The sequence below is a fragment of the Pseudoclavibacter sp. RFBA6 genome (assembly GCF_002931575.1).
GTDB classification, from domain to species: domain Bacteria; phylum Actinomycetota; class Actinomycetes; order Actinomycetales; family Microbacteriaceae; genus Pseudoclavibacter; species Pseudoclavibacter terrae.
In genome coordinates this window covers 164,703-185,316 of the sequence record NZ_PSUA01000015.1, presented here as the reverse complement: position 1 = coordinate 185,316, position 20,614 = coordinate 164,703, and the positions used below count along the sequence as shown (strand labels likewise).

The following is a 20,614-nucleotide window of genomic DNA, read 5'->3' as shown; positions in this document are numbered from 1 at the left end:
GCCCCGCCACGGCCCAGGAATGCCGCGTCACCCTCGCCGCTGAGCGGAAGGAACGAGAGCTCGAATCTCGACGGGCGCCTACTGAACTTCCTCCAACTCGAAGATTCCATCCGGACCGGTCTCGCGGATCTCGCTGACGCCAGCGTCGCTGAGCACGCCGGATTCGACCCCCGCGATGAGGCGATTGGATTCGACGTCCATCCGAACGGACTGCAGGCCCAGGCTCGGGTCCGCCCACAACGGAAGAGCGAAAACCGCCAGCTGCGTCGTGCACAGCTCTGCGTAGGAGAAGTCCACGAGCCTCGCAACGAACGACGCTCCTTCCGCTTCGATGCCCACCGCCGCGGCGTCGACCTCCGGCGTCGCGTCGCGCAGCGCCTGCCACGAGGCCGCGGCGTCGTCCCCCAGTTCAGCGGATCCGACGATGGACACGCTGACCGTGCCCCGCGGGCCAGGGCCAGCCGCGACCTCGACGTTGTCGAAGCCGCCGACCTCGTCTGGGAGCAGGAACAGCAGCTCCTGCTCGTGCGCGGCGATGCGGGTGTACAGGTCCGACGACGTCTTCCCCGCGGGCAGGTCGATCCACTTCGCCTGCTGCGTGAGGCACTGCGTCATCTGCACCGGCACGGGCTGATGCGTCATCTCCTCGATCGGGATGCCATCGAGCGCGTCCTGCGAGGGAAGCTCGTCGGCCACCGGCCCGCCCGCGCTCGCGGAGGGTGCCACGCTGGCAGCGGGCTGCGCGACAGCCGCCGATTCGGGCGAGGCGCATCCGGCGAGCAGCAGGAGGGCGCCGCAGAGCATCGACGCTGGGGCGAGGCGACGGAGGGACATGCACCGACCCTAGGGACCGGACGTCCCGCATCCGGTCACGGAACGATATCGACACTTGTCGCGCGCATCACGATTCGGAGTCGCCGCGTGGCGTCGAACGCGCGCAGGCGGCTAGATTCGGAGCACCGCGCCCGCCCGCCGACTGGGGAGACCACCGTGATCCTGACGTTCCAGTTCCAGCCCGTCGAAGACCTGGGGGCGGCCGTGCAGCACTACCTCGACCTGGGTTGGGAGGAGGCGTGGCGCGAGGGCGAGCACACCGTGTCGATGCAGATGCCGGAGCTCGAGATCGAGCTGATGCTCGACGACGAGCCCGGCTGGGGCCCCGCCGGCCCCATGTACTTCGTCGACGACGTGGATGCGTGGCGGGCGGAGCATCCGAACGTCACGACGGGCGAGCCCCGCGATATCCCGGGCGGCAGGGTCGTCGAGGTCACGGCCCCCGGCCACACCTACTACGTGTTCTCCGTGGAGGAGATCGAAGGCTAACGGCGCCAGGGGGCGGGGATGACCAGTGCCGCTGGCCACCCCCGCGGAGCGCCGTGGCTAACCGGCGACCTTGGTCCGCATGGCGGAGCGGAAGTCGGGAAACGCCGGCTCGACGAGGTCGATGCCCCGGGACGCGGACATCCGATAGGCGAGCACCTGGTAGGGAACGATGAGCAGGAGCGGGGAAAGCTCCTCCGCGACCTGCTCGTCGAGTGCCAGCTCTCGCGTGGCGCCCGTGCTCGCACCCGACGTCACGATGTGCACGTGGTCGCAGTGTCCTGACGCGAAGTCCGCGAACTGACGGAGGCGCTCAGCCGACGTGGTCCCGGGCACTTCGGTGAGGAAGAGGGTGTACTCGGGGCGCAGCTCGAAGAGAGGCCCGTGCATGTACGCCTCGAGCTCCATGCCCTGGACGGGGACGCGAACCGTCTCGATGATCTTCGTCTCGGCTTCCACGGCGGTGCCCACGTTCGGTCCGAATCCGAGGATCGAGATGCGGGTTGCGGCCTCGAGCTCCTCCCGGTGCGCGTCGTAGTACTGCTCCGCGTGCTGGATGACGCCACCCATGGAGGCCACCGCCGCGGCGATTCCGGGCCGCGCGAGCTCGGCGGGGATCTCACGGCGTCCGTGCTCCGCGAGTCGAACCGACAGGAGCAGCAGGCTCAGGACGGTGGCCGTGACTCCCTTCGTCGAGTAGCGGACGGCCTCGTCACCGCAGCCGATGTCCAGACGGCAGTCGCCGAGGGCAGCGAGTGGACTCCGCATGTCGGCGGTCACGATGAGGATGGGAGCCGCGACCCGGTCCCGGGCGGCCTTCACCGCGTCGATCGTCGATGAGCTGGTCCCGCGCTGGGAGACCGCGATGACCAGGTCGAAGTCGTTGTCCAGACTCTCGTACTCCGAGTATGTGAACGGTTCGACGACCTTGGTCACGATGCCGCCGACCACCTCGAGGTGGCGCTCGGCGGCGTGCACGGCGTTGAGGGATGACCCCGTCGCGAGGACGAGGACGCGGTTCACCTGGCGGTCTTCGATGAGGCGGTCGAACTCCGAGAAGCTGGTGGCCTCGTCGGCGAGGATCTGCTCGCAGACGCGGGGTTGTTCGTTGATGCAGTCCAGCATCGTCGTCATGATGTGATTCCTTCGAGTTCGTGGGTCGATCAGTCAGTGGGTGGTCACGGCGCGGTGCCGAGCACGCCGGTCAGCGCGCCGAGGAGCCCGACGGCGAAGATGGCGAGCAGAACCCAGGTCGTCTTCCATCCCTTGCCGAGAAGCCAGTACACGAGCCAGAAGGCGCCGAGACCGAGGATGCCCGGCATGATGCCGTCGAGCACGTCCGTCTGGATGGAGCTGACTCCCTCGCCGACCTCGAACTGCAGCGGCACGTAGACCGACACCATCGAGGCGGTCAACCCACCGATGACCATGAGCCCGACGATCCCGGCACCGTAGGTGAGGCTCGACATGGCGTCGCTGCCGGAGATGCGCTGCAGGAGCTTCGTCCCGAACTTGTATCCGGATCTCAGGTACAGGTAGGACAGCAGCTGCACGGGCAGGTTGAAGCCGAGGAGGAAGATGATCGGCCCGAGGATGTTCCCCGCCATCGCCAGCGACACCCCTATGCCGGTGACGAGGAGCCGGATGGTGCCCCAGTAGAGCGAGTCGCCGATGCCCGCGAGAGGACCCATGAGGGCGGCCTTGACGCTGTTCGCGGTGGATGGCGCGAGGCTCGGGTCCTGACTGAGCTGCTCCTCGACGGCGGTGGAGACGCCGACGATCGCGCCGGCGACGTATGGGGTGGTGTTGAAGAACTCGAGGTGCTTCTTGAGCGCCGCGGCCTGGTCTGACTCCTTCTCGTAGAGCGCCCGGACGGCGGGGATCATGGAGTAGGCGAACCCGAGGCCCTGCTGTCGTTCGTAGTTGAACGACGCTTCGATGCTCAGCGCCCTCACGTACATGCGGTTCAGGACCGCGGTGGTGATCCTGCCGGTCTGCGTCGTCGGTGCTTCAGGGCTGACCTCGTCGAGGTGCGTGCCTGGTGCTGTCGTGTCAGAAGTCATCGTCTGCTGCTCCGTTCATGGCGAGTGCTGGCTGCTGCGCGCTGGTGCGGCGGCGTTCTGCGTCCACGAGGACCCAGGCGATCATGGCCGCGCCGGCGGCGAGGCCGACGATCGGGATGCCTCCGTACGTGACGAGCAGGAAGCCGATGAAGAAGAAGGGCATGACCCTCTTGTTGATGAGCATCCGGCCGAGGAGCGCGAAGCCGAGGGCTGGGAGGATGCCCGTCGCCACCTGCAGTCCGACCGTCACTGGTTCTGGGATGGCGGCGACGAGCGCCCCGATGGCGTCGCTGCCGACTGCGTAGGAGACGCCGACCACGCATGCGAGCCAGAAGATCCAGAGGAACCCGGAGAGGATGTGCATGGCGCTGACGCCGCGGATCGAGCCTCGCTCGACGTAGGTGTCGGCTCGGTGGAGCAGCGCGGGGGCCACGAAGACGAAGTGGAGGTTCTTCACGATGAGGCCGAGGGCGGCGATCGGGAAGGCGAGCACGAGCGCTGTCTCCGGTCCGGCTCCGGCGTTGATCGCGAGAGCTGTGGCCAGCATGCCGCCGGTGAGGATCTCGGGCGGCATCGCGCCGCCGACGGTGAAGAGGCCGATGAACGCGAGCTCGAGGGTCGCTCCGATGGCCATGCCGGTGACGGGGTCGCCGAGGATGAACCCCACGACGGTTCCGGTGACGATGGGGCGGATGGCGAGGTTGCGGCCGAGGAAGAGGTCGATGAGCCCGAGCCCCAGCGCGGCGATGAAGAGCGTGAGCGCGGTCATCATGCGGGTGCGCTCCCACTGCCGCTGAGCGGCACCTTCCGGTCTGTGGCGATGGCGCGCGCTTCGACCTCGACGCCGCGGGAGGCCAGCCTGGTCAGGCCGGCGGTCTCGTCTTCGGTCAGGTTGACGGTGTTGGTGAGGGGAGTGGTCCCCTCGAGTCGCTTCGTGCCGCCGAGGTTGACGTGCTGCACGGTCGGGCAGCCGTCGGCGAGGCGGATGGCGTCTGCGACGTTGTCGGTCAGGATCAGCAGGCGGTAGCTGTCGGTCTTGCCTGAGTTGATCGCCTCGATCGAGTCGGCGACCGTCTTGATGACGAGCTTCACGTCGGCGGGCTTCGCGAGCTTCAGCGTGCTCTTGCGCAGCTCGTCGGAGGGGACGTCGTCGTTGGCGATGAGGATGGCGGTCGGGTCCAGGGTGCGCACCCACGACATGACCACTTGGCCGTGGATGAGCCGGTGGTCGACTCGGAGCAGTTGGATCATCAGAAGTCGTCTTCCTGGTCGGTGTGGGGGAGGGGCAGGACGCTCACGGTGGCGCGGATGCGGTCGATCAGCGCCGGGTCTATGGAGGCGCTTGCGGTGATGGGCTGCGTCGTGAGCAACTCGAGCACGAGTGAGAGCGTCATGCCGGTGATCTGGTGCACCCGGGGGTCCTGCTGGTACTCGAGGAGCGTGTTGCTGACGCTGCCGCCGACGAGGTCGCTGACGAGGATGAGCGTGCCGGTGCTGCCCACCTCGCTGAGGAGGGCCTCGACGTGGCGTCGGACGGCGTCCACGTCACCGCTGTATGGCGGGAACGCGCGGAGGTCGTCTCGCTCCCCGAGGATGAGCGATGCGGCGCTTCGCATGCCGGCTGCGATGTCGCCGTGGCCGGCGAGGGCTACGAGCTGTCTGGTCATGCACTGGTCCTTTCCGTATGCATGATTGGTCTTTCTTGGTCGCTTGAACTGCCTCGGAGTCTAGGCAGGCGCAGAGACCCTGCGGAATGCTTGCGCACACTTCGGGCCAATTGGATTGCTTTGGTCTGTATGGTTGCCGCATGGGAGACCGTGAGCAGACCGCACAGATCGGGCGCGCGCCAGGGGTGTCGCCATCGCTCCTGACGCAGACCGTCGCAGGCCGACTCCGGGAGTACATCCGCTCCCAGGACGTGGGTCCCTCCGGACGCCTGCCCCCGGAGCGGGTCCTGAGCGAGCAGTTCGAGGTGAGCCGCTCGACGCTGCGCAAGGCGCTCACCCTGCTCGCCACGCAGGGCGAGGTCACGCCCGCAGCGCAGTCGGGATGGTTCATCACGAACGTTCCGTACGGTCCGCCCCCGCGTCAGCTGCTCAGCTTCACGGAGATGGCCAGGCGCCGCGGGCTCATCGTCCAGACCCGGGTCACGCATCAGCTGACGCGCTTCGCGAGCCACGAAGAGCGCCAGCGGCTCCAGCCACGCGATTCGGACCGGGTCCTGGAGCTCGAGCGAGTCCGCCTCCTGGAGGGCGAGCCGATCTGCGTGGAGCGATCGATCATCGCGCTGTGGCTGACCCCTGGGCTCGATGATGAGTCGTTCGTCGATCGTTCCCTCTACGAGCTGATGAGCAGCCACGGGGCGACGCCATCACGCAGCGACTTCATCGTCTCGGCCGCGCTCGCGGGCAGCATCGCTCCGGCCCTCGACATCGATGCCAGCGACCCGGTTCTCGTCGGCGAGGAGCTGAGCTACAACCAGCATGGAGCACCCCTCCACTTGAGCACGTCGAACTACCGGGCCAGCGCATACCGGTTCCAGGCGACGCTCACCGCCGCGCGAGGGGGCGCTCGGGAGTCGCACCCGCTGTCCTGATCCGCCATGCGGGCCGCGGTCGGTCGAGCGACGAGTCTCGCGACCGGGCAGACGCGTCCGTCTGTTCTGCGGCGCGGGCGGCGGGCCCTGCCCGTTCGGGTCTCGGATCCCCTCGTGTCCACGACGCCTGCAAGTCGGCACGATAATCGGACGGTGATCATCGGGTCAGGGACGCTAGTGAACGTCGCGCTCATCCTCGTCGGCGGCGTGCTCGGCATCCTCCTCGGCGACCGCCTGAAGGAGCGCACGAAGACGACGGTGACCGCGGTGCTCGGCCTGTTCGTCATCGTGCTCGGCGGCATGAGCGTCGCCGACATGGGGTCTGCGGCGCTCGCGGATGCGGCCGGCCCGTTCGCGATGATCGTCATCCTGCTGTCGCTCGTGTTCGGCGCGCTGCTCGGGTCGTGGTTGCGCATCGAGGATCGCCTCGAGGGGCTGGCGGTCTGGGTGCGTGGTCGACTGAAGTCCGAATCCGATGGCGACGGCCGCTTCGTCGATGGCATGGTCACGGCCACGCTCCTCTTCTGCGTCGGCCCGCTTGCCATCCTCGGCCCCATCTCCGACGGCCTGGGGCTCGGCGCCGACCAGCTCTACGTCAAGGCGGTGCTCGACGGCTTCGCGGCGATGGCCTTCGCCTCGACCTTCGGCAAGGGGGTGCTGTTCGCCGCGGTCCCGGTCGGGATCATCCAGGGCGCCTTCACGCTGGTCGGATTCCTGGCGGGCGATGTCTTCAGCGACGCCCAGATCGACGGGCTCTCGGCTGTGGGCGGGCTCATCCTGATCGCCCTCGGCGTGCGACTCGTCCCGCTCAGGGCGATCCCGGTCGGTGACCTGCTGCCCGCGCTGATCATCGCGCCCGTGGCGCTCGCGTTCCTGGCCTAGCGGCACCCCTGCGTTCGCGAGTCGCCTCACACGGTTGAACGCGGTCCGCGAGTTGCCTCAAACGGTCGTTCTGGCCGGCTCTTCGCGACCGTTTCCGGCGACTCGCGAATGGGAGGCGCGCGGAGCGGGGCGAGAAGGCAGGCGTGGGGCAGCGGAGCGGCGACGCTCAGCCACGGCGACGGAAGCTCGCGGCGCCCGGGATGCTGTCGGCTTCGGCGGGCAGGGTGCCGCGCGCGAACTCGCCCCAGACGGCACGCATCCGCCTGCCAACACGGTTGATCTCAGTCCAGCTAGCGCCTCGCACGAGCGGGGCACGACTCCATGTCCGTTCGCTGCCGAAGAGCAGGGGCAGATCGATCATGTGGCACGCGCCCCACATGTTGTGCGGCGCGCGCCAGCTCACGACATACGTGGATGCGCGCCCACCGGCCCGCACGTGCCGCCTCGCGAACCGTGCCGCGTCGCGCCGGTAGACGACCCAGGTGAGCGCGCTCACGACCGCCTTCGTCAGCGGCCTCCCGACGACCGGCAGCTCGCTGAGCCGCTTGGTCGCGGGGATGCGCGGCACGAACAGCAGCGCTTCCTCCGACGTGTAACCGATGAGCACATCGATCGCGGGCGCGTTCGAATCGCGACCCGCGAGCACGCCCGCAGTGTCCGGCAGCGGGTCCGCGCCGTGCTGTGGGCTGAACGACATCGCGCCCTGCAGGCCGTACTCGGCGGATGCGCGCGACGCCGCGGCCTGCGCGCGGACCACTGCTGCCACGGGACTCTCGGCAGTGAGCTCGGCGGTCGCCTCGAGCATCCTGCCCTGCATCTCCTCGCGGCCACCCTCCACGTTGAGTGGAGCGCTCTGGATGATCGCGCGCCGGAACAGGCTCGGGGCCTCCGGCAGCGCCATCAGCTGCGCGATCGCGTGCGCACCGGCAGACTGCCCGTACGCCGTGACCCGGGCCGGGTCGCCGCCGAACGCCGAGATATTGCGCTGCACCCAGCGGAACGCCTCGAGGATGTCGAGCAGCCCCAGGTTGGCGGGACGCGCATCCGACCCACCCAGGAACCCGAACAAGCCGAGCCGGAACGTCACGTTCACCGCGACCACGCGCTGCTCCGCGACCAGGGGAGCTGGATCCATGACCGCGGCGTCACCGGCGGCCGAGACGTACGAGCCGCCGTGGATCCACACCATCACCGGCAGCTGCTCGCCCGGAGCGAGGTCGCCGGGCAGCGTGATCGAGAGTCGCTGGCAGTCCTCGTCCACGCCGAGCTCGCCGATGCCACCGCCGAGCACCTCCTCGAGCACGGGCATGGGGGCCTGCGGGCAGGCCGGCGACCAGCTCGTCGCCTCGAACACCTCGGTGCGGTCGGGAGCTGGCAGCGGGGCCTCGAACCTGCGGGCCGCGGCGTACCGGATGCCCGTGGCTCGCACCAACGGCACCTCGCCTGGCCACTCCTCGGTCCATCCCGTGACGGGACCGCAGGGAGGAGAGAACGTGGGGGAGGAGGCCATGCTCGAGTCTTTCACCCCGCTCGCGCGCCTTCGTACGGCCCAAGCTTGCGCTCTCCCGGGCGTGTCGCCTAAGCTCGACCCTTGGTGCGCCGGGGTTCCCCTCTGGCGCGACCGTGTTGGTGTGCAACCGCCACCGACGCAGACAAGAGATCTTGGGCGGGGCCTTCTGGTTCCCGCGGTATCTACGGAGGAAACAATGGCAGCAGTGTGCCAGGTGACCGGGGCGGTTCCCGGATTCGGTCACAACATCTCGCACTCGCACCGACGGACCAACCGTCGGTTCGACCCGAACATCCAGAAGAAGAAGTACTTCGTGCCTTCCATGAAGCGCACGATCACGCTGACGCTTTCGGCTAAGGGCATCAAGGTCATCGACGCACGCGGCATCGAGTCCGTCGTCGCTGAGCTTCGTGCGAAGGGAGTCAAGTTCTAATGGCGAAGAAGAGCCAGGACGTACGTCCGATCATCAAGCTCCGCTCCACCGCTGGAACGGGCTACACCTACGTGACGAAGAAGAACCGTCGCAACACGCCTGACCGCCTCGTGCTCAAGAAGTACGACCCGGTCATCCGCAAGCACGTCGAATTCCGAGAGGAGCGCTAAACATGGCCAAGAAGAGCAAGATCGCCAAGAACGAGCAGCGCAAGGTCATCGTCGAGCGCTACGCGGAACGCCGCGCAGAGCTGAAGAAGGCTCTTGTCGACCCGAACGGCACCGACGAGTCGCGCGAGGCAGCTCGCGTCGGCCTGCAGAAGCTTCCCCGCAACGCTTCGCCGGTCCGCGTCCGCAACCGCGACAGCATCGACGGACGCCCCCGCGGCCACGTCTCGAAGTTCGGCATCTCGCGTGTCCGCTTCCGCGACATGGCTCACCGCGGTGAGCTTCCAGGAATCACGAAGTCGAGCTGGTAGCCACCAGCCCGCCAGTGATGGCGTAGTGCTTCCCCGAAACCCCCGAGCGTCTTCGCTCGGGGGTTTCGTGCGTTCCGTCGCGCCACTTTCGGGATGGGTTGCACGCTTCCGGATGGGTTGCAAGGCATCCGGAAGCGTGGAAGCCATCCCGAAACGGGATGCGAGCCAGGGGTTGCGCATCCGGCCATATCGTTTATCGTTATGCATAACGAGAAACGATATGGAGGAAGACCATGAACGCACGACAGAATCCAGCAGGCACCGACCGCGAAGCGAAGGAGCTCGGCTACCTCTGGCCGCTCGGCATCGTCGCAGCAGGCCTCGTCGTCCTGAAGCCCCTCGAGAACGTCATCGGCTACTTCGTCGACGGCAGCGTGCGCGTCAACGCGTCGTTCGAGGGAACATCCGTCTCCCTGCCGACCCCCGTCGGGGCCGACGTTCCGCTCGATGGTGCCTCGACGATCCTCGTCGCCGGGGATCTCCTGCCAACCGGCGCGCTCGTGCTGCTCCTCATCGGACAGATCATCGGCGCCGTCCTGAGCCTCGCCGCAGTCTGGATGCTCCTCCTCTTCGCCAGGAACCTCGCGAAGGGTGACTTCTTCGGACGCAAGAGCATCCGCCTCCTCGACTGGTCGTCTGGGCTGGTCGTCGCTTCCCTCGCGGCCCCGGGCTTCTTCGAGCTCCTCGGTACGAACTGGACGATCGCGAAGCTCGGGTGGAGCGGGTCCGACGCGCCTGAGCCGACCATCCTCGACCAGACGTGGACGTTCCTCCTCATCCTCGTGATCCTGCTCGTCGTGAACCTCATCATGCGCCGTGGCGCGCGCCTGGAGCAGGACCAGGAAGGCCTCGTCTGATGGTGCCGGAGCCCCTCGAGGAGCCGCACTACATCGTGTGCCACCTTGGCGAGATCATGGCGAGGCGCGGCATCACCCTCGTCGACCTGTCCGAACGTGTCGGCATCAGCGTCGTCAACCTGTCGGTGCTCAAGAACAACCGCGCCAAGGCGGTGCGCTTCGAGACGCTCGCGAGGCTCTGCGCCGTGCTCGAATGCAAGCCGGGCGAGCTCCTCGACTACCTGCCGCCTCGCTGATCGTTGCGCCGACCTGCCCGCGAGCATTCCGATCGGCGGCGCGATGTCGGTGGCGTGCGTGAGAATGGCACGCATGTCAGATGTTCGTGAAGTTTCCGCCTTCCGCAGCGCACGCGACCAGCTGCTCGCCCTCCGCACGGATGCGGAGCGGGCGCGCCGTGAGTTCGAGTGGCCAGACGTCGGCGACCGCTTCAACTGGGCCCTCGACTGGTTCGACGAGATCGCCGAGGGCAACGACCGCACAGCGCTGTGGATCGTGGAAGCCGACGGCAGCGAGGCGAAGTACAGCTTCGACGACCTCCGCCGCCGCTCCAACCGGGTCGCGAACTGGCTCGAAGCCCAGGGCATCCGCCGCGGCGACGTCGTGATGCTCATGCTCGGCAACCGTCGGGAGCTGTGGGAGGCGATGCTCGGCGCACTGAAGCTCGGCGCCGTGATCCTGCCCACCTCCGTCGTGCTCGGCCCGCACGACCTCGACGACCGCGTCGAGCGAGCCAGGGTTCGGCTCGTCATCGCAGAGGAAGCCGACGCGGCGAAGTTCGACAACGTCATCGGCAGCTACCGCATCGTGCAGGTGGGTGCCGGGCTCGACGGCGCAGCTCGCGACTCGTGGCTCGACTTCAACGACATCTACGACGCACCGGATGCGCCGGTCGTGAAGCAGACGGCAAGCGACGACGCCGCGCTCATCTACTTCACGTCAGGCACGACGAGTCACCCGAAGATCGTGGTCCACTCGCACCGCTCGTACCCCGTCGGGCACCTCTCGACGATGTACTGGATCGGCGTGGAGCCTGGCGGGGTGCATCTCGCCATCAGCGCCGCCGGCTGGGGCAAGCACGCCTGGAGCAGCTTCTTCGCGCCCTGGAACGCGGAGGCCACCGTGTTCGTCGTCAACTACGAGCGGTTCGATGCGCAGCTGCTGCTCGAGCAGCTCGACAAGGCCGGTGCGACCTCGTTCTGCGCGCCGCCGACGGTCTGGCGCATCCTCGTGCAGCACGGCAAGAGCGAGAAGCCGCGGGCCATGCGTGAACTGCTCTCCGCCGGCGAACCCCTCAATCCCGAGGTCATCGCGCGCATCGACGACTGGTGGGGACTCGAGATCCGCGACGGCTACGGACAGACCGAGACCACGGCTCTCATCGCGAACGCGCCGGGGTCCGTCATCAAGCCAGGCGCGATGGGGCATCCGCTGCCGGGCATGGACGTCGTGCTGCTCGACCCCGTCACGGGAACGGCGGGCGACGAGGGCGAGATCTGCCTCGACATGCGCGGCCAGCGCCCAGTGAACCTCATGACCGAGTACCTGGGCTCGCCCGCGGCGACCGACAACGCGGTGCGCGGCGGCTTCTTCCACACGGGCGACGTCGCGACTCGGGACGAGAACGGATGCATCACCTTCGTCGGACGCACCGACGACGTCTTCAAGTCCTCCGACTTCAAGGTGTCGCCGTTCGAGGTCGAGAGTCTCCTGCTCGAGCACGACGCCGTCGCCGAGGCGGGTGTCGTCGGAGCGCCGGACGCGACGAAGCTCAACATCACGAAGGCCTACGTGACGCTCGCGGCGGGCTGGGAGGCCAACCGGCAGACTGCCCTCGAGGTGCTCCGGCATGCTCGCGCCGTCATGCCGCCGTACATGCGAGTCCGGCGTCTCGAGTTCTTCGAGTTGCCGAAGACCGCGTCAGGCAAGATCCGCCGCGTCGAACTCCGAAACCGGGAGATCGAGGCTGAGGGCGCGCGGCTCGACGGCGAATGGCGCGACGATGACTTCCCGGAGATCAAGCGGCGCTGAGTGAGGGTCGACGCCGCCGAGCGCAGTCCTCGCGGCTCCGGCGATTCAGCGCCGATCCGGGGATCGATCCGGTCCAGAAAGGCCCCAAACCGGTGAATTGGGTGGCAAGACGCGGCGTGTCAGGCGAATCTGCATGCCAGGGGCCCGGGTTTTGGTAGGTTGACGAAGGTCCTGCCGCGGAATCCCGCGGAACTGCAGGACTTCTGAACCCAACATGCTGCACTCGCAAGGGCGGGGCTGCGTCCTAAGGAGGACATATGGCAGACAAGACTGTGAACAAGACCGAACTCGTTGCCGCGATCGCGACTGAGACCGGCCAGAGCCAGGCTGTTGTTGGAAGCGTCCTCGACGCACTCTTCAGCGAGCTCGCCTCGAACGTTGCCAAGGGCACCAAGGTCACGATCCCGGGCTGGCTCTCCGTTGAGCAGACCGCTCGTGCCGCACGCACCGGCCGCAACCCTCAGACGGGTGAAGCCATCCAGATCGCCGCCTCGAAGGGCGTCAAGATCTCGGCTGGCTCGAAGCTCAAGGCCGCAGCTAAGTAGTCTTCGCGCCTGAACGCACGCGGGGTCGCTTCCACTCGGGAGCGGCCCCGCGTTCGTGTGCGCGGCTCGCACCGCATCCGTGCCGCCATCGCAGGCCCCATCCGATGTGCTCGATTCCGGTGCGCTGGATTCCGCCGAGTTGCCGCCACTGCCAGATTTCGGGATGGCTTCCACGCACGCGGATGGGTTGCAAGCCATCCGCGTGCGTGAAGGCCACCCGGAGATCGCCGCGGCGCCCCGCCCCCGCGGTGCCCGGCGTGTGCATCCGCTTGTGGATGAAGAGCCCGTCCGGCGGCGACGATCTACACTTGATGATCATGCCTACGCCCCTCGTCCCCGGTTCCAGAGACGAGAAGACGGCGGCAGCCGCAGGCAAGACCGCCAGCAAGGCTGAGCGCAATCGCGCGAACGCGGACTCCTGGTCGCTCCACACGAAGCGGATGGTTGTCCTCGGCCCCGCGCTCTTCCTCCTCGCCGCCCTCGCCGCGGTCGTCTGGGGCCTCGCCTACGGCGGCGGTGCGAAGGCACTGATCGTCTCCGACCCGGGCCCCGTCGTCATGTGGGGTGTGCCGATCGCCCGCCTGGCCCTGAACCTGTCCGCGTCGGTCACGATCGGCGCGTTGGTGCTCGCCGCGTGGGCGGCCAGCCGAAAGCAGCCGGAGTTCGAGCGCGCGATGACGATCGCGTCGTCTGGTGCCGCCGCCTGGGTTGTCTCCACGTTCTCCGCGGCGTTCCTCACGTACCTGCAGATCTCCAACGCCGCGTTCTCGTTCGACGCGGCGTTCGGCCAGGGCCTCCTGTTCTTCTTCACGTCGCTGGAGCTCGGCCAGGCCTGGGTGCTCGCGGTCGGCATGGTCCTCCTGCTGTCGATCGTCGTGTTCGCGAGCCGTAGCCCCTGGATGATCGGCCTGTCCGCGGCATTCTCGTTCTTCTGCCTGTGGCCGCTCGGAGCGCAGGGGCACGCCGCGGGCGCCGCGAACCACGAGACCGTCGTCGGCGGCATCACCCTGCACTACATGGGTGCGGCGCTCTGGCTCGGAGGGCTGCTCGTCGTGGCGATCCTCGCCCCGCGCCTGCCCGACGTCCGTCGTCTGGCGGTGCTCGAACGCTATTCGACGCTCGCACTCATCGCCTTCATCGTGGTCGCCGCGTCCGGGGTCGTCGCGAGCGTCGCGAACATCGGCTCGTTCGCCGAACTCGTCACGCCATACGGGGTCATCGTCATCGTGAAGGCGGTCGTGCTGATCGTGCTCGGCTTCATCGGCTGGGCGCAGCGGCGCGGACTCATCAACCGGATGCGCGCTGCGGTCGAGCAGGGCACATCCACTCGCAAGCCGCTCGTGTGGCTCGTGTCGCTCGAACTCGCCTTCATGGGTATCGCCTCCGGTGCGGCGGCGGCCCTGGGCCGTACGCCGTCGCCCGTCACCGAGGTCACGGCAGACCAGCTCGCGTCGCCGTCACCGGCCCAGTTGCTGACGGGCGACCCGCTTCCGCCCGAGTTCGAGCCTTTCCGCCTGCTCACCGAGTGGCGCCTCGACCCCATGTGGACAACTCTGTGCCTCTTCGCGCTGTTCTTCTACATCGCCGGTGTGCTGCGCCTCCGCCGCCGCGGCGACGAGTGGCCGCTGGGACGCACGATCTCGTTTGTCCTCGGCATCCTCATCCTGCTCTACCTCGTCAACGGCTCGCTCATCGTCTACGGCAAGTTCGTCTTCAGCTTCCACATGACGCAGCACATGTTCCTCACCATGCTGGTGCCGATCATGTTCGTGCTGTCAGCGCCCATGACGCTGCTGCTTCGCGCCGTGCACGCGCGCCACGACGGCAGCATGGGGACCCGCGAGTGGGCGCTGAAGTTCGTGCACTCGAAGTGGGCGAAGTTCTTCTCGCACCCCATCGTCTCCGCCGTCGTCTTCGCTGGCTCGCTGCTCGTCTTCTATTACACGCCGCTGTTCCGCTGGGCGGTGACCGACCACGTCGGGCACATGTGGATGATCGCCGACTTCCTCATCGTCGGCTACCTGTTCGCGAACGCGCTCATCGGCATCGACCCGATCGGCACACGCGCTCCCTACCCGATGCGCCTCATCGCACTGGTGCTCGTCATGACGTTCCACGCGTTCTTCGGCCTCAGCATCATGAGCGGAACGGGGCTGCTGCTCGCCGACTGGTACGGGGCGATGGGCAGGCCGTGGGGTGCGGATGCGATCACCGACCAGCAGATCGGCGGCGCGATCGCCTGGGGTGTCGGCGAGGTGCCGACGGTCATCCTCGCCATGCTGGTGGCGTTCTCGTGGTCTCGCTCCGACGATCGGGAGGCCAAGCGGCGCGACCGGAAGGCGGACCGGGACGGCGACGCGGAGCTCGAGGCGTACAACGCGCAGCTGAAGGTGATGGCCGACCGCACTGCGGCGCTCGAGAAGCGCAAGCAGGACCGGCGCGAGCAGGAGGCGCAGCTCGAGCGTGACGCAGAGCAGGGGGCGAAGCAGTGACGATCGTCCTCACCCCGGAGCAGCAGGGTGTGTTCGACGCGATCGAGCACACGCGCGACCACCTCTTCGTGACGGGTCGCGCCGGGACCGGCAAGTCGACGCTGCTCAACCACCTCGCGTGGCACACCTCGAAGCAGCTCGTCATCGCGGCGCCTACGGGAGTCGCGGCCCTCAACGTGGGCGGGCAGACCATCCACTCGCTCTTCAAGCTGCCGATCGGTGTCATCGGGGATGCGCCGATCGAACAGAACGGCGACGTCCGCAAGCTGCTCAACAAGATCGACACCCTGGTCATCGACGAGGTGTCGATGGTGAGCGCCGACCTCATGGACGCCATCGACCGGTCGCTGCGGCAGGCGAGGCAGCGGGGGAACGAGGCGTTCGGCGGCGTGCAGCTCGTCATGTTCGGGGACCCGTTCCAGCTGGCACCCGTGCCGCCGTCCGACCCGGACGAGCGTGCGTACTTCCGCGACCACTACCGTTCGCTCTGGTTCTTCGACGCGAAGGTGTGGCAGGAGGCGGAGCTGCGCATCCACGCGCTGCGTGAGATCCACCGGCAGCACGAGGACGAGTTCAAGAACATCCTCACCGCCGTCAGGTACGGGCAGGTCACGGCCGACATGGCGAACCGTCTCAACACGGTCGGCGCCAGGCCTGCCCCAGCCGACGGCACCATCACGCTCGCGTCCCGCAACGCTCAGGTGTCGCGTATCAACGCGCAGAACCTCGAGCGCCTGCCGGGCGCGTCGATGACCGCCAACGCCGACATCTCCGGCGAGTTCGGCGGGCGCAACTTCCCCGCCGACGAGCGCCTCGACCTGAAGGTCGGCGCGCAGGTCATGTTCCTGCGCAACGACTCCGACGGGCGCTGGGTGAATGGCTCCATCGGCGAGGTCACGCGCATCGACAAGACCGTCTACGTCGAGATCGACGGTGACGAGCACGAGGTCGAACCGCTTGTGTGGGAGAAGCTGAAGTACTCGTACTCGCCGGATACGCGTGAGCTGTCGCGGGACGTCGTCGGGGAGTTCACGCAGTTCCCGCTGCGTCTCGCGTGGGCAGTCACGATCCACAAGTCGCAGGGCAAGACCTACGATCGCGCGGTGGTCGACCTCGGCGCGCGGGCCTTCTCGCCCGGTCAGACCTACGTGGCGCTGTCACGCATCCGCGCCCTCGACGGGCTGCACCTGTCGCGCCCGCTGCAGCCGAACGACATCTTCGTCGACGACAACGTGCTGCGCTTCATGAAGTCGGTGAGTGCGGCAGCGAAGCAGCAGCAGGCCTAGCTGCTTGCCGCGTTCGGTGGGGTCGTCGACGAGTTCACCGAAGTTTCTCCTGCCGGTCGGAATACCGTCACATCTCTATGCGTTTGAATAACTTGTATCCGCAACAATGTGTTACGTTGTCCAGGACTTGACCGAGACAACACCCGAGCCTTCAGGAGAAGACATGAGCATCAGCGCAGCAGACATCAACGGCTGGACCGCCGGCACCTGGAACATCGACCCCACCCACACGGAGGTCGGCTTCGTCGTCCGCCACCTCGCCATCAGCAAGGTCCGTGGCGGCTTCGAGACCTTCTCGGGTGTCATCACGACCGGCGAGACCATCGAGGAGTCCACGGTCAACGCCGAGGTCGAGGTCGCATCCGTCAACACGAAGCAGCCCGCACGCGACCAGCACCTCGCGACCTCCGACTTCTTCCTCGCCGAGGAGTTCCCGACCTTCACGTTCGCCTCCTCCGCCACGCGTGTCGAGGGCGACTCGGTCAAGGTCGACGGCGAGCTCACGCTGCGCGGCGTCACCAAGCCCGTCACGTTCGATGTCGAGTTCGGCGGCATCACGACCGACGGCTACGGCCAGAAGAAGCTCGGCTTCGAAGCGGTCACGAAGATCAACCGCAAGGACTTCGGCGTCAACTGGAACGCACCGACCGAGGCCGGTGGCCTCACGCTCGGCGACACCGTCACGATCAACCTCGACGTGCAGGCGACGCTCGCCCAGTAGTCCCAACCCTGGTCGCTTCGGCGACCGAGGCACGATCTCCCCCGATCGTGTCGCGCGTTTCCCCCGAACGCGCACGAGAAGGCCGGATGCCACGCATCCGGCCTTCTCCGCGTCGGCACCACCGCGGGGCGCAGGGCGGCGCGCACCCAGCGAATGACATGGGAGGAGCGCGCCGCGCGTGATGTCGTGCGGCCGCGGCCCCCGGTAGGTCGTGCCGCTCGGGCTCATCTCATGCTCCGCGAAGCCCGAACATCTGTGCTGCGTCCAGTCGTCCGGACCCGTTGGTGCGGGCTCGCCGTAGAGGGCGAGCAGCTCATCCTCGCCGTACTGCTCGTTCGCCTCGCTCCGGTCGTCGGGGTGCAGCTGCCAGGGGAGCCGGAAGCGGTACTCGATGCCCTTCTCGCGCATGCACTGCGAGATCAGGAACTTCTCCTCGACCCACAGCTGCTGGTCGGCAACGGTCATCCCCAACGCGCCCTCCTCGTAGCTGACGGCGCTCCGGTCAGACTCGGAACTCCGGAACCGCACGCCATAGGTGTCGCTCTCGAAGCTCGCCTCCGGTACAACCGGTCACGCTTGCGATGCTGCGCGCAGTTCGCTCGTCTGGTCCCTGGCGCCGCGGACCCGTAGGCTCTGCCCATGGGGACGACGAACTACACCAGCACGTTCATCCAGATCGCCGACGACTGCCCCGTCGATGAGGCGGAGGCACCGCCGGAGTCGGCGAAGGGGCCGACCGTCGCGAGCCTGCAGCACAAGCTCGTCAGCGAGCATCCGTACGAGTACACGTCAGACGACGTGCTCTTCGAGACCTACGCCGTCCGCAACGCGATCCCGGATGAGGAGCGCGAGGCGGCGCGGGCAGCGTTCTTCGCGAAGGACCAGGCGTGCCTGCGCGCTTCGCCGCTCGGGAAGCGCTGGGGCTGGGGCATCCACTCCGACGGGGAGGCGCGCATCGCGCTTGTTCCGCTGGGTACCGACGAGTATGAGGAGAAGGCGGGCGACGAGTCGCTCAAGCAGCTCAAGGCGATGCGCTCGAAGCGCGCATGAGCGGCTTGGAACGAGCCGGGGTGCTTGTCGTCGGCAGTGTGTCCGCCGACCTCACCGCCTTCTCGACGCGCGCGCCGGGGCACGGTGAGACCCTCCGCGGTGAGAGCTTCAGCCTCGCGCTCGGCGGCAAGGGCGCGAACCAGGCCGTCGCGGCCGCTCGGGCAGGAGCACCGACTGCATTCATCGGGTGCGTTGGTGAGGACGCCTTCGGTGAGATGGTCGTGCGGGAACTGCGGTCCGCCGGGGTTGCCGTCGGCGGCGTGCGCGCCGTGGCTCGGGAGACCGGGATCGCGCACATCCGCGTGGACGCGACCGGCGAGAACTCGATCGTCATCGTGCCGGGCGCCAACGACGCCCTCGAGGAGTCCATGGTGCTGCAGGGCATCGGCGACGCCGCTGCGACGAGCTCGGTGCTGCTCACCCAGCTGGAGACGCCCGAGCGGCTGACCGACTGCATCCTGCGCACGGCGCGGGATGCGGGGCTCACGACCATCCTGGACCCGGCCCCCGCCGTCGCCCTCGACGGGAAGGTGTGGGCGTCGGTCGACATCGTCACACCGAACGAGACGGAGGCGCGCATGCTCACGGGTGTCGTCGTCGAGAGCGAGGCGAGCGCCGCGCAAGCGGGGCGCTGGTTCCTCGACCGCGGTGTCGGCGCAGCGCTCATCACGCGGGGAGGAGCTGGGACGACGCTTGTGACCACGGACCACGTGGAGACGTTCCCCGTGGTCCAGGTTGAGGTTGTCGACACGACGGCTGCGGGTGATGCCTTCGCGGGCGCGCTCGGGGCAGCACTCGCAGGCGGGCAGCCCCTCGAGGCCGCGATCCGTTACGGAGCGGCGGCCGGCGCCCTCGCCGTCTCGAGGCGCGGCGCCTCGCCGAGCATCCCCACCGCAGCCGCGATTGAGGCGCTGCTCGCCCGCTGACGCGGCCAACTCGCTGGACGAATCGACGCTCGCCGCGCCGGATCGAGGACGTGCTGCGGACTCGCTGACCAACATCAGTGCAATATCGGGCCAGTCGGGGCCGAAGCGGCACGTTCGGGCCAATATTGCACTGAAGTTGGTCAGGCGAGCTGTCGAGCTGGGGGTCTACGCGGTCAGTTCGGCGCTGCGGTCCTGCACGTGCCACGGCGAACCGTAGCCGGCCGGCTCTGCGCCGCCGAGGAGCTCGAGGAACGGCTTCGCGTCGAACGCCTCCGGTGCGAGCACGCCGGCGCCCGACCAGGCACCCGTCGCGAGGAGCTCGAGCGCGATGACGGGGTTGATGGCGGTCTGCCAGACGACGGCCTGCGAGTTGTCCCTCGCCATCGTCTCCTCGTTGTCGGCGACGTGGTACAGGTACACCTGCTTGGGCTCGCCGTCCTTGCCCTTGCCGGTCACGAGGAGTCCGGCGCAGGTCTTGCCGCGCATCCGGTCTCCGAGCTTGGCCGGGTCGGGGAGGACCGCAGCGACGACGTCGCGGGGCGACACCTGCTGGCCCTTGACGCTCACGGGGTCGGTGCTGTCGAGGCCGAGCATGTGCAGCGTCTTGAGGACGTCGATGAACTCCTGGCCGAGCCCGTACTTGAAGGTGACGCGCTTCGCGTCGGTCCACCGCGGCATGAGCAGCACTTCTTCGTGCTCGACGTTGACGCACTCGACGGGGCCGATGCCTTCGGGGAAGTCGAAGACCTCTGCCTCGCTGAATGGTGGTGTCGTGTACCAGCCGCGCTCTCGCTCGTAGATGACCGGTGGGTTGAGGCACTCCTCGATCGTCGTCCAGATCGAGAAGGACGGGGCGAAGTCATAGCCCTCGACGGTCAGGTTGGCGCCGTCGCGCACGCCGAGCTCGTCGATCTCGGAGAACAGCTCGTCTTCGGCGTAGCGGGCGAACACGTCGGAGAGGCCGGGCTCGACGCCGATGCCGCAGAGGGCGAGCACGCCACGCTCCTTGAGTGCGGCGTCGTGCTCGAACTGCTCGTCGCCGAGCTTCACGCCCGTCTGCTCGTGCGGGTGCTCGGGGTGCGGCTTGGAGAGGCTCATCGCCATGTCGAGGTAGGTCGCGCCGGCTGCGGTGACGCCTGTGAAGATGGGCATCACGAAGCGTGGGTCGACGGCGTTGAGGACGTGGGTGATGTCGTTGTCGCGCACGAGGGCGTCGACGGCTGCGGGGTCGGATGCGTCGACCTGCGCCGCCTGGAAGCGGGAGTCAGCCAGCTCGGCGATGAGGTCTTCGGGCCGGGTGGGGTCGTAGTCGGCGATGAGGCAGGAGTCGAAGAAGCTGCGGCGCTTCGCGATGCGGGCGGCGGCTGCGCCGACGCCTCCTGCACCGATGATGAGGATGTGCACGATGGGCCTTTCGTTGATCACGT

The 20,614-nt window shown here is 67.9% G+C and carries 23 protein-coding genes; 15 read left to right on the top strand and 8 right to left on the bottom strand.

Features of this window, described 5'->3' with window-relative positions; translation table 11 throughout:
• Positions 1 to 78: 78 nt before the first annotated feature.
• A complete protein-coding gene (locus tag C5C17_RS15580) occupies positions 79 to 834 on the bottom strand; it encodes a hypothetical protein (RefSeq protein WP_104254308.1) in 756 nt (251 codons plus the stop codon).
• A 156-nt stretch (positions 835 to 990) separates the two neighbouring features.
• On the opposite strand from C5C17_RS15580, the gene C5C17_RS15575 reads away from it, so the two are divergent.
• A complete protein-coding gene (locus C5C17_RS15575; protein WP_104254307.1) occupies positions 991 to 1,323 on the top strand; it encodes a hypothetical protein in 333 nt (110 codons plus the stop codon).
• Positions 1,324 to 1,380: 57 nt separating this feature from the next.
• Here C5C17_RS15575 and C5C17_RS15570 read toward each other — a convergent pair whose 3' ends face one another.
• The 5 genes from C5C17_RS15570 to C5C17_RS15550 are packed head-to-tail and all read right to left on the bottom strand — an operon-like array spanning position 1,381 to position 5,050.
• Positions 1,381 to 2,454 carry an SIS domain-containing protein gene (locus tag C5C17_RS15570; protein ID WP_104254306.1) on the bottom strand — a complete coding sequence of 358 codons (1,074 nt, stop codon included), beginning with the start codon at positions 2,452 to 2,454 and terminating at the stop codon, positions 1,381 to 1,383.
• 44 nt (positions 2,455 to 2,498) lie between these two features.
• Positions 2,499 to 3,383: a PTS system mannose/fructose/sorbose family transporter subunit IID gene (locus tag C5C17_RS15565; RefSeq protein WP_104254305.1), complete on the bottom strand. Its 885-nt coding sequence runs from the start codon at positions 3,381 to 3,383 to the stop codon at positions 2,499 to 2,501.
• Complete coding sequence (locus tag C5C17_RS15560) at positions 3,373 to 4,155, bottom strand: PTS sugar transporter subunit IIC (protein ID WP_104254304.1); 783 nt, start codon at positions 4,153 to 4,155, stop codon at positions 3,373 to 3,375. Before C5C17_RS15560 ends, C5C17_RS15565 begins: the two co-directional genes overlap by 11 nt.
• Positions 4,152 to 4,634, bottom strand: coding sequence for a PTS sugar transporter subunit IIB (locus C5C17_RS15555; RefSeq protein ID WP_104254303.1), 483 nt, complete (start codon positions 4,632 to 4,634; stop codon positions 4,152 to 4,154). The genes C5C17_RS15560 and C5C17_RS15555 overlap by 4 nt, the downstream gene beginning before the upstream one ends.
• Positions 4,634 to 5,050: a PTS sugar transporter subunit IIA gene (locus C5C17_RS15550; protein ID WP_104254302.1), complete on the bottom strand. Its 417-nt coding sequence runs from the start codon at positions 5,048 to 5,050 to the stop codon at positions 4,634 to 4,636. Before C5C17_RS15550 ends, C5C17_RS15555 begins: the two co-directional genes overlap by 1 nt.
• A 140-nt stretch (positions 5,051 to 5,190) precedes the next feature.
• Between C5C17_RS15550 and C5C17_RS15545 the strand changes: the two genes are divergently transcribed.
• Together C5C17_RS15545 and C5C17_RS15540 are read left to right on the top strand one after the other, a co-directional pair.
• Positions 5,191 to 5,979, top strand: coding sequence for a GntR family transcriptional regulator (locus tag C5C17_RS15545; protein WP_181028637.1), 789 nt, complete (start codon positions 5,191 to 5,193; stop codon positions 5,977 to 5,979).
• Positions 5,980 to 6,132: 153 nt separating this feature from the next.
• Positions 6,133 to 6,861 carry a DUF554 domain-containing protein gene (locus tag C5C17_RS15540; RefSeq protein WP_258066245.1) on the top strand — a complete coding sequence of 243 codons (729 nt, stop codon included), beginning with the start codon at positions 6,133 to 6,135 and terminating at the stop codon, positions 6,859 to 6,861.
• Between the two features lie 166 nt (positions 6,862 to 7,027).
• Here C5C17_RS15540 and C5C17_RS15535 read toward each other — a convergent pair whose 3' ends face one another.
• Complete coding sequence (locus tag C5C17_RS15535; RefSeq protein ID WP_104254299.1) at positions 7,028 to 8,371, bottom strand: carboxylesterase family protein; 1,344 nt, start codon at positions 8,369 to 8,371, stop codon at positions 7,028 to 7,030.
• Between the two features lie 196 nt (positions 8,372 to 8,567).
• On the opposite strand from C5C17_RS15535, the gene rpmB reads away from it, so the two are divergent.
• The 12 genes from rpmB (at position 8,568) to rbsK (ending at position 19,187) form a co-directional block, all read left to right on the top strand.
• The gene (gene rpmB / locus C5C17_RS15530) at positions 8,568 to 8,804 is read left to right on the top strand and encodes a 50S ribosomal protein L28 (protein ID WP_068483927.1); all 237 of its coding nucleotides are present in this window, start codon (positions 8,568 to 8,570) and stop codon (positions 8,802 to 8,804) included.
• Positions 8,804 to 8,974, top strand: coding sequence for a 50S ribosomal protein L33 (rpmG, locus tag C5C17_RS15525; protein ID WP_068483925.1), 171 nt, complete (start codon positions 8,804 to 8,806; stop codon positions 8,972 to 8,974). The genes rpmB and rpmG overlap by 1 nt, the downstream gene beginning before the upstream one ends.
• 2 nt (positions 8,975 to 8,976) lie before the next feature.
• Positions 8,977 to 9,282 carry a 30S ribosomal protein S14 gene (gene rpsN, locus C5C17_RS15520; protein WP_068483923.1) on the top strand — a complete coding sequence of 102 codons (306 nt, stop codon included), beginning with the start codon at positions 8,977 to 8,979 and terminating at the stop codon, positions 9,280 to 9,282.
• A 233-nt stretch (positions 9,283 to 9,515) separates the two neighbouring features.
• Entirely contained in the window at positions 9,516 to 10,139 is a 624-nt protein-coding gene (locus C5C17_RS15515; protein ID WP_104254298.1) for a DUF2975 domain-containing protein, read from the top strand.
• On the top strand, positions 10,139 to 10,375 hold the full coding sequence (locus C5C17_RS15510; protein ID WP_104254297.1) for a helix-turn-helix transcriptional regulator: 237 nt from the start codon (positions 10,139 to 10,141) through the stop codon (positions 10,373 to 10,375). The genes C5C17_RS15515 and C5C17_RS15510 overlap by 1 nt, the downstream gene beginning before the upstream one ends.
• A 73-nt stretch (positions 10,376 to 10,448) precedes the next feature.
• Entirely contained in the window at positions 10,449 to 12,167 is a 1,719-nt protein-coding gene (locus C5C17_RS15505; protein ID WP_104254296.1) for an AMP-binding protein, read from the top strand.
• A gap of 257 nt (positions 12,168 to 12,424) precedes the next feature.
• Complete coding sequence (locus tag C5C17_RS15500; protein ID WP_068483913.1) at positions 12,425 to 12,712, top strand: HU family DNA-binding protein; 288 nt, start codon at positions 12,425 to 12,427, stop codon at positions 12,710 to 12,712.
• Positions 12,713 to 13,029: 317 nt separating this feature from the next.
• Positions 13,030 to 15,204 (top strand): bifunctional copper resistance protein CopD/cytochrome c oxidase assembly protein, encoded by a 2,175-nt coding sequence (locus tag C5C17_RS15495; RefSeq protein WP_258066244.1) that lies wholly within the window; start codon positions 13,030 to 13,032, stop codon positions 15,202 to 15,204.
• Positions 15,201 to 16,490: an ATP-dependent RecD-like DNA helicase gene (locus C5C17_RS15490; RefSeq protein ID WP_104254295.1), complete on the top strand. Its 1,290-nt coding sequence runs from the start codon at positions 15,201 to 15,203 to the stop codon at positions 16,488 to 16,490. Before C5C17_RS15495 ends, C5C17_RS15490 begins: the two co-directional genes overlap by 4 nt.
• A gap of 163 nt (positions 16,491 to 16,653) precedes the next feature.
• Positions 16,654 to 17,211, top strand: coding sequence for a YceI family protein (locus C5C17_RS15485; protein WP_068483909.1), 558 nt, complete (start codon positions 16,654 to 16,656; stop codon positions 17,209 to 17,211).
• Between the two features lie 639 nt (positions 17,212 to 17,850).
• Entirely contained in the window at positions 17,851 to 18,261 is a 411-nt protein-coding gene (locus C5C17_RS15480; protein WP_104254294.1) for a DUF6157 family protein, read from the top strand.
• A complete protein-coding gene (gene rbsK, locus C5C17_RS15475) occupies positions 18,258 to 19,187 on the top strand; it encodes a ribokinase (protein WP_104254293.1) in 930 nt (309 codons plus the stop codon). The genes C5C17_RS15480 and rbsK overlap by 4 nt, the downstream gene beginning before the upstream one ends.
• 165 nt (positions 19,188 to 19,352) lie before the next feature.
• Here rbsK and C5C17_RS15470 read toward each other — a convergent pair whose 3' ends face one another.
• Positions 19,353 to 20,591 carry a saccharopine dehydrogenase family protein gene (locus tag C5C17_RS15470; protein WP_104254292.1) on the bottom strand — a complete coding sequence of 413 codons (1,239 nt, stop codon included), beginning with the start codon at positions 20,589 to 20,591 and terminating at the stop codon, positions 19,353 to 19,355.
• Between the last annotated feature and the right edge of the window lie 23 nt (positions 20,592 to 20,614).